This window comes from Legionella qingyii, from assembly GCF_003184185.1.
This window is the reverse complement of record NZ_QHJG01000003.1, coordinates 221,144-233,316: the sequence shown is the minus strand read 5'-3', so window position 1 is coordinate 233,316 and position 12,173 is coordinate 221,144. Positions and strand designations below refer to the sequence as shown.

Sequence of the window (12,173 nt, the reverse complement as noted above, 5' to 3'; positions counted from 1 at the left end):
GCAGGAAATTAGTTTTTAAAAAAATTAGCATTCTTTACTAATCCATTCAAGTAATTAGGGTTCACATGAACATCTTATATAGAACTATTCGATTACAAAATAGTACTTTGACTAGATAACTGTACTTGCAATGAAGGCAAGAGTCCATCGTTATCTCTATAAAATTTCTAACAAAAATGAGCTTCCCATCTCAATAGGAATAATTGATAATAACATGAATTAATATTGAAAATAGGATAAAAGTCATGGAATTCAGCAAAATAAATCCGCTTGCTTTAGGAATATCTATTAGTGTTCTATCAGCCCTCGCTTCTTTTTTTATGGGCTTAGCGGCATTTGTTTTTTACACTGGAAAACCCTTTGTCGCCATGGTTGGGAGTATATATCTTTCATATACTCCCTCCTTGGCTAATGCCGGCCTTGGTGCGGCCATAGTACTTATGAACACTTTTGTTAGTAGTTATATTGCTGCCTGGGTATACAACTTTCTACTTGATTACGTTAGATAAGAGTTGACTCCTGAGTGAAATCTTGCATCCCATGATAATGGGATGCAGTATAGCAATCTTCAATAGAAATAAAATCAAACCAACAGGTTTGAAGTAACATCAAAGTCTTGTACCCCAATTCAATATTAGTTTCAATCAATTGATCTATAAGTAACTCTAATTGTTCATGCTGATGCAATGCTTGTTTTGATTTCGGCTTTTCCTTGCACATTTTAGCAAACATAGCCTGGAACCTTTCTTCAACCATTTTAGGAACTGTCGAATTACCATCAAAAATACGATGATCCGCACTGATTGATACAGGCAACATATCTTTAGGTACAAATGATTGAGTTTCATGTTGCCACACAGGTTTTCGGTCAACTTCCATGATAGTAAAGCGCATGGACTCAGTTTTACGAAGAGGTGCCATCGATTGAGTATAGCCAAAAACACCTATATTACTTAATGAAATGTACGGTGTTCCTGCGAGGGGATAAGGATAAGTGTTATATGCATATTCATAAACCATATCCTTCATAAGTTGCTGTACACGTGGATTTGTTTTTTCCAATTGTTCACGTTTTTTATAGCAATAAACCATCATGCCTACTATGGTTCGAATTTTTGCTGACAACTCATAAAAGCTAAGATTATGACAATTTTCGAAAACAATTGTTCCAAGATGATCGCCACATCCTGGTAGCAATACAACAAGACCGACATATGCTTCTTTCGTTTGAAAAATTTTTCTAAAACTCAAATAATTTCTAAAAGAATCCGATAATGTCATCCAGGAACTAACTGCCTGCAACATCAATGTGGTCAAGGTCTCTGAGGCAAATTTTTTATTAAAAAAATCAAGGCATGAGATATCGATACTAAACTGTCCAGTCATAGTTGGATCGCTAGGATTATCCCACTGGGTCATGAGTACTTTTCGAATCGGAGTCATTTCAACTTCTCGATTGGACTCAGTATAATTTCGAACTCTAGGTAATAGCTCATCCGCAAACCCCATGAAATTTTTCCAATTTTCACTGGGATCAAGATTGACTTTACGGAGCTGCTGGGTATGCTTTTCATTGAGTGATTCCTTAAAATGCATCACTCCTTCAACTCCCAATAAAGCACTAACAGAAGACATATATTTATATTGCATAAAAATATTGGTTATTAATTGTTCTTCCAGATAAGCAATTTTCGGTTTTATTTGCTCAACATCTGGCATGCCAATATCGCGATATAACTCTGCTTCGCATACATGACGATGCTCGTCTTCAAGAATTGTCTTGAATACTTTGGGCGCAACACCATAGCGATGTAAACTTTCAAATATTTCCTCAATCCATCCCTCACCAATAAGATTAAGCAACATAATTGCTACTTTAGGGCAACTTTCTGCCCGAATAAAGTTACAAATGATTTCAATATGAGGACTATAAGGTGGTGGAGAAGCATAAGGAGCACAAAGCATATAAACAATTTTAGTAAATACTAAACCATGAAATATTTCATCAAGCAATTGTTGACGCATACGTTTTCTGTATTCAACAGTGGACATTTTTGATTCAAATTTAAGAGGAATTTGCACTGCCAATACTTCGAGCTGTGCTAAAAGTGAAAACGTATAAATATAAAAAAGCTTGTCAGATTGAAGTTCAAAAGGTAAACCATCGCAAAATAACTCATTTATTCTATTTTTAATGAGTTGTTTCTCTTCTACGGTAATCTTGTTCCATCCCTCTAAAATCCATTTTTCTGCACCCCAAGATGGTCTAAGCAATTCAGTAAGTTCTTCCACGATATTTACCATAAAATCAAAGATTTTTCAGTATAGACATAGCAAGCGTATGAGTCAATCATGCTCTATAGCAAAACATTTAGCAATTTTTACTCCCCTCTTTACTGAATAAAATAAATGTAATTTTTCTTAATTTATCTTGCATGAAGATTAGATACTTCCCATAACTATCATAATAAATAATAATGGAATGAATTATTATGAAAATAATAGGTAATTATCATGAAATTCGGCAAAATAGATCCGATTGCTTTAGGACTATCTCTTGGCGCTCTATCAGGAATATCGACATTCTTCATGGGGTTGATGGTTTTAATTTTTAATAAAGGGAAACCCTTTGCAGGGATGATGGGAACCATCTACATGACTTATGATCTTTCTTTACTCCAATGCGTCCTTGGTGGAGTTGGAGTATTTGTTAGTACCTTCATTAGTAGCTTTCTCATCGCCTGGATCTATAATACTTTAAGAAAACGGGTTTAAACCTCTAATACATCAGTTCAATGAAACGTTTGGGGGTAACTTAAAATTCTGGATAATTACTATAGACACCATTAATTCTATTGCATTACCCCAACCTCTAATTCATAATTTATTACCTTGCTTTTCTTATGGGTAGCTATGTCAGCATCATTGATTGATGGAAAGGTTGTCGCCTCTCTTCGTCGAGAAGAATTAAAACACCATGTGCATGATTTTGTACAAATAAATCATCGCGCACCCGGCCTTGCTGTTGTTCTTATTGGCAATGATCCTGCTTCTACGGTCTACGTAGCCAATAAGCGTAAAGCGTGTGCCGAGGTAGGTATTACCTCTCATTCCTATGATCTATCTGAAAAAACAACACAGGAAGAATTGATCAATCTGATTGATGATTTAAATTGTTCCAATCAAATTGATGGGATTCTCATCCAATTGCCATTACCCAAGCACATAAATGAACGTGTCATTATTGAGCATATCAAACCGGAAAAAGATGTTGATGGCTTCCATCCTTATAATTTGGGACGACTTGCTCAGCGTAACCCATTATTACGTCCATGTACTCCTCTTGGCATAATGCATTTATTAAAACATTATCATATTGAAGTCAAAAGGAAACATGCTCTCGTTATTGGTGCATCAAATATTGTCGGTCGACCTATGAGTTTAGAATTGCTCCTTGCTGGAGCAACAGTAACCATTGCTCATAAATTCACCCAACAATTAGAAAAATTTGTGCGCACTGCTGATATTGTCATCATCGCTACAGGAAAAATGGATGTTGTTGATTGCGAATGGCTTAGTAAAGAACAGATCGTTATCGATGTAGGCATCCATCGATTAGCAGATGGCAGTATTAGGGGTGATATAGATTTTAAAAATGCGGTAAACAAAGTTTCATGGATCACCCCCGTACCTGGTGGCGTAGGGCCAATGACTATAGTCACATTACTTGAGAATACACTAAAAGCAGCCACCTTAGCGAATCAATAGGCATAGTGTAAGAACAATAAGAAATCATTGCCTTTTGTTCCAAAACAATTATTAACTGACCTCTTTTAAAGAGGCTCAGTTACTTATCTAAAATATCCCAATCAAAATCTCCGCTCAACTCATCGAAATCATCTTTAAATTCCTCTTTTAGACGTTTACGCTCCAGCTTCTCCTCAAGCATACGTCTGACGTTTTTTCGATGGGCTGAAGACTCGATATCATCATCATAATTATAATCAGAGAATGATTGGTCATCATAATCTTCGTGAAGATCCATAGCTTTCCCCTTTTATACTCTCTTAAAAAGAGTATAGTAGACAATTATAAAAATGCTTTAGGAACACCATGCTCAGTTATCAACACGGATATCATGCAGGTAATTTTGCGGATGTCATCAAACATATTGCTTTAACCCATCTTCTAAATTACTTAACACGTAAAGATAAAGCTCTCTTATATCTTGAGACCCATTCAGGTAAAGGTTTATATGACTTAAAGAATAAACAAGCTGAAAAGACCCAGGAATACAAACAAGGCATTCAACTGATTTGGTCTAACAGAAACACCCTACCCTCTGTTTTTCAAAACTACCTTCAGTTGATTAACCAACTCAATTCTACTGATTCATTAAGATATTATCCCGGCTCACCGTTTCTCGCGATCAACACGCTACGAATGCAGGACAGGATGTATTTTTGCGAACTCCATCCAAGGGAATTTGAAGCCCTCAGTCAGCTTCAGCGTATGAATAAGAAAGTACATTTCAGTAATACTGACGGTATCGCAGCGATGAAAGCACTACTTCCACCACCAGAAAAAAGAGGATTAGTTTTCATTGATCCTTCATTTGAAATAAAAGAAGAATATAAAGAAATTCCTCTTGCAATCAAACAAGCTTATTCTCGTTTTGCTACAGGTGTATTTTGTCTTTGGTATCCGCTGGTCGATAAAAAATTAACTGATAAACTCAACAAAGGCATGAAAGAAATCAATGCCAAAAATGCGTTACGTATTGAATTTAATCTGACATCTACTCCAATGGAGGGGATGTCAGGTTGTGGTCTTTGGATAATTAATCCACCCTTTACTTTAGCAGAAGAAATGAAAACTGTATTAAATACCCTTAAAACTTATTTTAATCCAGGTAGTTCTTCCTACATTATTGAGGCTTATTCATGACTATTTACCCCATTCCTGCTTTTTCAGATAATTACATTTGGGTAATTATTGATAAAGTCGCAGGCACATTTGATTGTGTCGATCCTGGTGATGCAGAACCAGTAGTGCAATTTGCTCATACAAACCAACTCAGCTTGCGCTCTATCTTATTAACTCATCATCATCAAGATCATATTGGAGGAGTGAGTCAATTACTTAAAACCTATCACTCATGCACTGTTTATGGTCCAAGTGATCCGCGCATTCCTTGCGTAAATAATGCGGTACAAGAACATCAATCCATTCGAGTCGGAACATGTGTTTTCGAAATATTATTTAATCCAGGACATACCTCAAGTCATATTAGTTATTATGAGCCTCGGAACGAATTATTATTTTGTGGGGATACGCTTTTTTCCGCAGGTTGTGGTCGTGTTCTTGACGGGACAATGGAACAACTGCATCAATCGTTGCATCTTTTCAAAACATTACCCCCTACCACAAAAATATTTTGTACTCATGAATACACAGAACAAAATTTGCGCTTCGCGCAAACAGTAGAACCTAATAACCTGGTTATTCAACAATACTTAAAAAAATTACATAGCTCACCCCAATCTTGCACACTTCCATCGACCCTGGAACTCGAATTATTAATTAATCCTTTTTTACGAACCGGTGAACCCGATGTACAACAATATGCATTATCACATGGAGCAACATCAAATAGCTCATTAGAAGTATTTAGGGTTTTAAGGGAAGAAAAAAACTCATTTAAATAATCACCCAGATAGAATCAATTTAAGTCTTTATGAGTTAATCAAACACAACGAGGGTTTAATCATATGACTAATTTTAGTAAACTCAGTAGCCAATTATATTCATAGGTAATTACCATTGAAATTTAAGTTTTTCAAAATAAAGATTTTTTTATTCTGTTTACTCATTTTTTTGGGCATTACTAATGAGACTTTAGCATACACTGCTACTGATTCATGGGAAGTATTGCGCACGCAATTCACCCTAAATCATGAAACATCGCGCGCTGAAGTGCAGGAGCAAATCCGCTGGTTTATAGCTCACCCAGGCTTTCTTAATAAAGTATGCCGTCAATCTGAACCCTATCTTTATCATATCATTTATGAGGTAAAAAAAAGAAACCTACCTGGTGAATTGGCCCTGTTACCCATGATTGAAAGTGCTTATGACCCCTTTGCATATTCTGTAGCTGGTGCCGCTGGATTATGGCAATTAATGCCACAAACAGGTGCAGGTTTAGGATTAAAGCAAGATTGGTGGTTTGATGCACGACGCAGCATTAGCTCCTCAACCGATGCCGCGCTCAACTATCTTCTTTATCTCAATAAATTCTTTAATGGCAATTGGATTCTAGCCATTGCTGCCTATGATGCGGGAGAAGGAACTATAGATCGGGCAATCAAAGCAACAGGTGGGCGTGCTCAAAGTTTTTGGGATTTGGCAGTACCAAGAGAAACTCAGGTTTACGTGCCTCGCCTGCTCGCCTTAGCAGAAATAATTAAAAGTCCATCACAATATAAATTAACGCTACCTGAAATACCTTATCTACCTTATTTTGTGGAAGTTAATATTGGGAGTCCAATTGATTTAAACCATGCTGCAAAAATGGCAGGAATTAGTTATAAAGAATTAATCAAATTAAATCCTGGTTTTAATCGCTGGACTACAGCCCCTGATAAACCCATTAAATTACTTATCCCTGCTGAAAAAGTACATCAATTCAATTTAAATCTTGCTAACTTACCGGCAGAAAAACGTGTTAGTTGGGAAAAGCACATAGTACAACCCGGTGATAACTTGGATAGTATTGCTGTTAGATATCACACTACGGTGAATTTAATAAAACAGCTAAATCAACTCCAGACAAATCATGTTGAACCCAATCAATTCCTTTTAATTCCGAGTACGCGAAATACTCCAGTTGTAGTTAAAAAGGAACCTGTTACGTCTGCCCTACCATTAGGACATCAAATAGTTATGCCACAAAATCAACGTGTTATTCATATCGTGCAAGACAATGAGACATATCAGACGCTGATAAGAACTTATAACGTCAGTGCTAAAGACATACAGATATGGAACAAATTAGCAAGCAATCAACAGTTACAAAAAGGTCAGCAACTCGTGATCTGGAAAAAGGTAACTCAACCCATTCAGTATATTGTAAAACAAGGTGACAGCCTTAGTGCTATAGCCCAACAACATAAAACGAAAATAGAACGCATCATTGCATTAAACCCTGGCCTTAAGCGAAATGAACCTTTATATCGTGGGCAAAAGTTATTGGTTGGTTAATTAATTTACTTTTGTAATTTCAAATGAGTTGATGAAGCTTATAACCGCTCACTTTGCTCGAGAACCGAACCAACCGTCTTTATGAACTCATAATGCCCTAATATTAACAATTATTTTTCATTTCTCGTATAAAGCAAGGAGGTGAGCACAAAAACTTGTGTTATACTCAAAGTAACTTATTTTATTGCATTAAAGTGTATGAAATTACTATTTGATTTTTTTCCTATAGTTTTATTTTTTATAGTATACAAATTTTTTGGTATCTATACCGCGACAGCTATTGCGATGATAGCATCTTTAAGTCAAGTTGCTTTTTTTAGATTAAAATTTCAGCATTATGAAAAAATGCATTTAATCAGCCTTGCAATAATCATGATTCTGGGAGGGGCCACTCTCTTTTTCCATAATCCCTGGTTTATTAAATGGAAGCCTACCGGTATTTATTGGCTCTCCGCCTTAGTCTTTTTTAGTTCAGGTTACATTGGTAGCAAACCTTTGATCCAAAAAATGATGGAAGCTAATGTGACGCTACCAGGAAAAATCTGGTATAGACTGAATACAGCATGGGTATTGTTTTTTATTTTAATGGGCGCAGTAAATATTTACGTTGCCTATAATTTTAATACTGATGCCTGGGTTAACTTTAAGTTATTTGGTGGGGTTGGTTTTACTCTGCTTTTTGTATTAATTCAAGCTTTTTATCTAACAAAACACATGGATGAGACTGGACTTGAAAAACAATAGGAGCGAGAATGAGACTATTGCTAGTTGAAGACGACGAATTACTTGGTGATGCGGTTAAAACGGGCTTAACTCAATTTGGTTATATTGTAGATTGGCTTAAAGATGGTGAAGCGGCTCGTGCTGCTTTAAAATCCGAATCATTTGAGCTGATTATTCTCGATTTGGGTTTACCTAAGTTGTCTGGTCTCGGATTATTACAAAATATACGTCATGATGGCAATCCTACTCCAGTTATTATTTTAACAGCCCGAGAATCAGTTGAAGACCGTGTAAAAGGGTTGGACAGTGGCGCAGATGATTACTTGATAAAACCGTTCGATCTCAACGAACTTAGCGCAAGAATCAGAGCCCTGGTCAGACGCTCACAAGGCCGTGCAGACTCAGTTCTGCAATATAGAAATATTACTCTAGACCCAGCGGCCCACTCTGTATTTGTTGATGATATTTTAGTTAATGTCCCACGTAGAGAATTTGCATTACTGCAGAAGCTTCTAGAAAACAGCGGTCAGGTTTTATCACGCGAACAACTTATGCAAAGTATTTATGGTTGGGAAGAAGATGTAGATAGTAATGCACTAGAAGTACATATACATAATTTACGTAAAAAACTTAATGCCAATTTTATTCGAACAATTAGAGGTGTGGGATATATGGCAGAAAAAAATGATGGTATTGCTGTATCGTGAAATCTTCTATAAGAAAGTTTCTTTTAATCAATTTATTGCTGGCCATTACTATAACGACCACATTAACTGCTATAGGTAACTATTATCTTGATCAAAAGGATATCCAAGACCACTTGGATAGTTTAATGGCCGTTTCTGCACTTTCTTATCAGGCATTACTAGGTGATGATCTTCATCAGCGCCCTCTTTCGAAAATTCAAGAGGCACTCGAAACAATTCCTCAAAAGATTGATACATACTATCAAAAAAGATTTCTCAATGAAGAACCCCCGGAAAACTATCTTGATAAGTTTAATTTTCAGGTTTGGACCAATGGTGGAAAATTATTATTGCATTCATCTTCAGCCCCCAAAATTCCTTTAACTTCAGAAGTTGATGGATTTAGTGATAAAAAAATATCTACCCAAGATTGGCGTGTTTTCACTACTTACAATGATAAAGCAGGAATCCGTACCGTTTTAGCTGAACGTTACGATACACGAAATGAACTAGGTCATAGAATCGCTCAAGATGACCTTTATATTATGCTCTTAACATTTCCATTATCTGGCTTATTAATATGGATTATTATTGGTCGTGGCTTGGATAGCCTGGATAAGGTTGCTGAGGAAGTAGCTAACCGCGCTCCCAGTCATCTTGAACCAGTTGATTTACATGAAGTTCCAGAAGAAATTAAACCCGTAATTGACGAATTGAATAAGTTGTTTTTCAGGCTAAAAGAAGGATTTGAACGAGAAAAACGTTTTGCGGCCGATGCAGCGCATGAACTACGCACCCCACTTGCCGCACTAAAAACACAAGCACAAGTTGCGTTACATTCAAATGATATAGAGGAAAAAAATCAGGCATTACAAAAGCTTATTGCAAGTGTTAATCGCAGCACTCACATAGTCCAACAGTTACTTACTATGAGCCGACTTGTTCCCGAAGCAGCGCACATGGATGAGAAAGATGAGGTCAATTTAAGCCGATTAACTCGCGAAATACTAGCAATGCTTGCACCTGCTGCGGTAGAAAAGCAAATTGATCTTGAATTTGAAAGTGATGCAGAAAATCTAACTGTGTATGGCAATGCCACTGCTCTGGGAATATTAATTCGTAACCTTGTAGATAACTCCATACGATACTGTAATGCCAACGGTCGAATTATTGTACGACTGGCTAAATTAAAGGATGAGATAATGCTCGAAGTCAGTGATAACGGACCGGGTATTCCAGCTGAATTACAATCACGTGTTTTTGAGCGTTTTTTCCGTGTGCTAGGAAACAAAAGTCCAGGAAGCGGTCTTGGCTTAGCAATAGTTCAGCAAATTTCCGAATTACATGGCGGAAGGCTTATGCTCGATACTCCCAAAGACAGTACGGGTTTAATTGTAAGATTCTTTATACCTGTTCAAGAACATAATAATATAACAACCAGGTAATATAGCGAACTGGGAGAAATATAATAGAATCGCTGAGTTTCGTTACACTTCTCCCAGGCTTGCATTTAATTATCGAGCGGCTAAAATTTGTAACGCGTCGCGGATAAGTTGCTCGCAGCTTTTAGAATTATCATTCACTTTATTGACAGCTTTCAATGCTTCCTGAGGCTTATACCCCAATGCTTCTAAAGCACAAACAGCCTCATCTTGGCCACTCATTATAGGAATCGATTTATTTAGAGAGGCAGAAGAAGATACAGAAAATTGCTTCATGCTATCACGCATTTCAACAACTAAACGCTCCGCTGTTTTTTTACCTATACCAGGTAATTTCATTAAAATGGAAGCGTTTTCTTGTTGGATGCATTGAATAAACTCATTCGGAGTAATACTAGAAAGAATCGACATCGCGAGTTTTGGACCAATACCATTCACTTTAATCAACGCTCTGAATAGCTCTCTCTCTTCTCTCTCCAAAAAACCATACAACAGTAAAGCATCTTCTCGAACAACAGTATGTATGTGCAACCCTACCGAGCCATTTAAGCTATCCAGCTGAAAAAAGGTATTTAATGAGGTTTCCACATCATATCCAACTCCATGGACATCAAGGACCAATTTTCCGGGTTGATGTTTATCAATAACTTGTCCATTCAACCAACCAATCATCTCTTTCTTCTCCTTAATCCTCGCCTGCCAATTACGGATGATAAATTATGACGCATATGACTATGGCAAATCGCTATTGCCAATGCATCTGCAGCATCTTTCTGCGGCGCTTTATTCAAGGCTAGCAAATGCACGACCATGTGACTTACTTGGGCTTTTTCGGCAGCCCCATAACCAACAACCATTTGCTTTATTTCTCGTGGTGAATATTCGCTTACTTTAACACGATGTGATGCTGCAGCAACCATAGCCACACCACGTGCATGCCCTAATTTTAGAGCTGAGTTTGGATTTTCATGCATAAATACTTGTTCAATCGCTACTTCATCAGGGGAATAATGGTCCATTAATTGACAAATGCCATCATATATTTGCAATAATTTTTGACTAAGCTCACTATCTGGAGTTGTACGTATGCAGCCACTATCAACGTACTCAATTTTACGGTCTGATTCTTTTATCAGACCGTATCCAGTAATCCTTGATCCGGGGTCTATCCCTAAAATAATAGCCATTAACTAATTGATTCTAATATTTTTTCTGAAAAATCAGCATTACTATACACTTCTTGAACATCATCTAAATCTTCCAACATATCGATTAACTTCAAGAGACTTTCCGCCGATTCATCATCAATAGGAACTAAAGTTTGTGCGCGCATGGTTAAATGAGATTGCTCAATATCGAGACCTGCTTCTGTAAGCGCATTTAATACACTATGATATGCTTCCACGGGAGTAATCACTTCAATCTGGTTTTCATCTACAGAAACATCATTGGCGCCCGCATCTAAAGCGATTTCCATAACCTGTTCTTCAGACTGCCCTGGTGCCATAAGAATCTCTCCTTGATTGTTAAAGAGATAAGATACTGAGCCATCAGTCCCCAAATTGCCGCCGCATTTCGTGAATGCATGACGCACTTCAGATACAGTTCGGTTTTTATTATCCGATAAACAATCAACAAGGACGGCAACCCCTCCTGGTCCATAACCCTCATAACGCATGGCAACCATTGCCTCGCCTTCAAGTCCACCAACACCGCGTTTGATGGCATTATCAACTGTGTCGCGCTTCATATTTGCAGCAAGCGCTTTTTTAACCGCATCTCTTAATCTTGGATTAGAAGACTCCTCTCCTCCCCCCATACGAGCAGCTACCGTAATCTCACGAATTAACTTGGTGAATATTTTTCCACGTTTTGCGTCTTGAACTCCTTTACGGAATTTAATATTTGCCCACTTACTATGACCTGCCATAATGCTACCTCAAAACCATATTTAATTTTGTATAAATTATACATGCTCTTTTGTTAAAAAGAATAACTTAACTTACTTTTGGACTCGACATTTTTAACTTTTTTAGACTATAGTAGCCATCATCATCAAGTT

14 protein-coding genes are annotated in these 12,173 nt (G+C 37.1%); 9 read left to right on the top strand and 5 right to left on the bottom strand.

Going from position 1 to position 12,173, the window contains the following annotated elements; genetic code table 11:
• The first annotated feature begins 245 nt into the window (after positions 1–245).
• Positions 246–509 (top strand): hypothetical protein, encoded by a 264-nt coding sequence (locus DGG96_RS03080; RefSeq protein WP_110141551.1) that lies wholly within the window; start codon positions 246–248, stop codon positions 507–509.
• On the opposite strand, the gene DGG96_RS03075 is transcribed toward DGG96_RS03080, so the two are convergent.
• The gene (locus DGG96_RS03075) at positions 502–2,292 is read right to left on the bottom strand and encodes a 2-oxo acid dehydrogenase subunit E2 (protein WP_110141550.1); all 1,791 of its coding nucleotides are present in this window, start codon (positions 2,290–2,292) and stop codon (positions 502–504) included. The two genes, DGG96_RS03080 and DGG96_RS03075, sit on opposite strands and share 8 nt — an antisense overlap.
• A gap of 222 nt (positions 2,293–2,514) precedes the next feature.
• On the opposite strand from DGG96_RS03075, the gene DGG96_RS03070 reads away from it, so the two are divergent.
• Both DGG96_RS03070 and folD read left to right on the top strand, forming a co-directional pair.
• Complete coding sequence (locus tag DGG96_RS03070; RefSeq protein WP_110141549.1) at positions 2,515–2,775, top strand: hypothetical protein; 261 nt, start codon at positions 2,515–2,517, stop codon at positions 2,773–2,775.
• 138 nt (positions 2,776–2,913) lie between these two features.
• Positions 2,914–3,768: a bifunctional methylenetetrahydrofolate dehydrogenase/methenyltetrahydrofolate cyclohydrolase FolD gene (gene folD / locus DGG96_RS03065; protein WP_110141548.1), complete on the top strand. Its 855-nt coding sequence runs from the start codon at positions 2,914–2,916 to the stop codon at positions 3,766–3,768.
• A 79-nt stretch (positions 3,769–3,847) separates the two neighbouring features.
• Here folD and DGG96_RS03060 read toward each other — a convergent pair whose 3' ends face one another.
• Positions 3,848–4,045, bottom strand: coding sequence for a PA3496 family putative envelope integrity protein (locus DGG96_RS03060; RefSeq protein WP_110141547.1), 198 nt, complete (start codon positions 4,043–4,045; stop codon positions 3,848–3,850).
• A 68-nt stretch (positions 4,046–4,113) separates the two neighbouring features.
• Here DGG96_RS03060 and DGG96_RS03055 point away from each other — a divergent pair, with 68 nt between their 5' ends.
• From DGG96_RS03055 to DGG96_RS03030, 6 genes are all read left to right on the top strand, one after another.
• Complete coding sequence (locus DGG96_RS03055; protein ID WP_110141546.1) at positions 4,114–4,947, top strand: 23S rRNA (adenine(2030)-N(6))-methyltransferase RlmJ; 834 nt, start codon at positions 4,114–4,116, stop codon at positions 4,945–4,947.
• Entirely contained in the window at positions 4,944–5,708 is a 765-nt protein-coding gene (gloB, locus tag DGG96_RS03050) for a hydroxyacylglutathione hydrolase (protein WP_110141545.1), read from the top strand. Before DGG96_RS03055 ends, gloB begins: the two co-directional genes overlap by 4 nt.
• 115 nt (positions 5,709–5,823) lie before the next feature.
• Positions 5,824–7,260 carry a lytic transglycosylase gene (locus DGG96_RS03045; protein WP_110141544.1) on the top strand — a complete coding sequence of 479 codons (1,437 nt, stop codon included), beginning with the start codon at positions 5,824–5,826 and terminating at the stop codon, positions 7,258–7,260.
• 198 nt (positions 7,261–7,458) lie between these two features.
• Positions 7,459–8,004, top strand: a complete 546-nt coding sequence (locus DGG96_RS03040; protein WP_110141571.1) for a septation protein A — start codon at positions 7,459–7,461, stop codon at positions 8,002–8,004.
• Positions 8,005–8,012: 8 nt separating this feature from the next.
• Positions 8,013–8,690 (top strand): response regulator, encoded by a 678-nt coding sequence (locus tag DGG96_RS03035; protein ID WP_110141543.1) that lies wholly within the window; start codon positions 8,013–8,015, stop codon positions 8,688–8,690.
• Positions 8,687–10,114: an ATP-binding protein gene (locus DGG96_RS03030; RefSeq protein WP_110141542.1), complete on the top strand. Its 1,428-nt coding sequence runs from the start codon at positions 8,687–8,689 to the stop codon at positions 10,112–10,114. Before DGG96_RS03035 ends, DGG96_RS03030 begins: the two co-directional genes overlap by 4 nt.
• Before the next feature lie 69 nt (positions 10,115–10,183).
• Here the strand turns inward: DGG96_RS03030 and ruvA are convergent, their stop codons facing one another.
• From ruvA to DGG96_RS03015, 3 genes are read right to left on the bottom strand one after another with little or no spacing between them, the layout of a single operon-like run.
• Positions 10,184–10,783, bottom strand: a complete 600-nt coding sequence (gene ruvA, locus DGG96_RS03025; RefSeq protein ID WP_110141541.1) for a Holliday junction branch migration protein RuvA — start codon at positions 10,781–10,783, stop codon at positions 10,184–10,186.
• Positions 10,780–11,298 (bottom strand): crossover junction endodeoxyribonuclease RuvC, encoded by a 519-nt coding sequence (ruvC, locus tag DGG96_RS03020; RefSeq protein ID WP_110141540.1) that lies wholly within the window; start codon positions 11,296–11,298, stop codon positions 10,780–10,782. Before ruvC ends, ruvA begins: the two co-directional genes overlap by 4 nt.
• Complete coding sequence (locus tag DGG96_RS03015; RefSeq protein WP_110141539.1) at positions 11,298–12,041, bottom strand: YebC/PmpR family DNA-binding transcriptional regulator; 744 nt, start codon at positions 12,039–12,041, stop codon at positions 11,298–11,300. The genes ruvC and DGG96_RS03015 overlap by 1 nt, the downstream gene beginning before the upstream one ends.
• Between the last annotated feature and the right edge of the window lie 132 nt (positions 12,042–12,173).

What these genes read in the sequence shown, in the direction of transcription:
- DGG96_RS03080 (WP_110141551.1), top strand. Translation starts at nt 246, where the DNA reads ATGGAATTCAGCAAAATAAATCCGCTTGCTTTAGGAATATCTATTAGT.
- DGG96_RS03070 (WP_110141549.1), top strand. Translation starts at nt 2,515, where the DNA reads ATGAAATTCGGCAAAATAGATCCGATTGCTTTAGGACTATCTCTTGGC.
- folD (WP_110141548.1), top strand. Translation starts at nt 2,914, where the DNA reads ATGTCAGCATCATTGATTGATGGAAAGGTTGTCGCCTCTCTTCGTCGA.
- DGG96_RS03060 (WP_110141547.1), bottom strand. Translation starts at nt 4,045, where the DNA reads ATGGATCTTCACGAAGATTATGATGACCAATCATTCTCTGATTATAAT.
- DGG96_RS03055 (WP_110141546.1), top strand. Translation starts at nt 4,114, where the DNA reads ATGCTCAGTTATCAACACGGATATCATGCAGGTAATTTTGCGGATGTC.
- gloB (WP_110141545.1), top strand. Translation starts at nt 4,944, where the DNA reads ATGACTATTTACCCCATTCCTGCTTTTTCAGATAATTACATTTGGGTA.
- DGG96_RS03040 (WP_110141571.1), top strand. Translation starts at nt 7,459, where the DNA reads ATGAAATTACTATTTGATTTTTTTCCTATAGTTTTATTTTTTATAGTA.
- DGG96_RS03035 (WP_110141543.1), top strand. Translation starts at nt 8,013, where the DNA reads ATGAGACTATTGCTAGTTGAAGACGACGAATTACTTGGTGATGCGGTT.
- ruvA (WP_110141541.1), bottom strand. Translation starts at nt 10,783, where the DNA reads ATGATTGGTTGGTTGAATGGACAAGTTATTGATAAACATCAACCCGGA.
- ruvC (WP_110141540.1), bottom strand. Translation starts at nt 11,298, where the DNA reads ATGGCTATTATTTTAGGGATAGACCCCGGATCAAGGATTACTGGATAC.
- DGG96_RS03015 (WP_110141539.1), bottom strand. Translation starts at nt 12,041, where the DNA reads ATGGCAGGTCATAGTAAGTGGGCAAATATTAAATTCCGTAAAGGAGTT.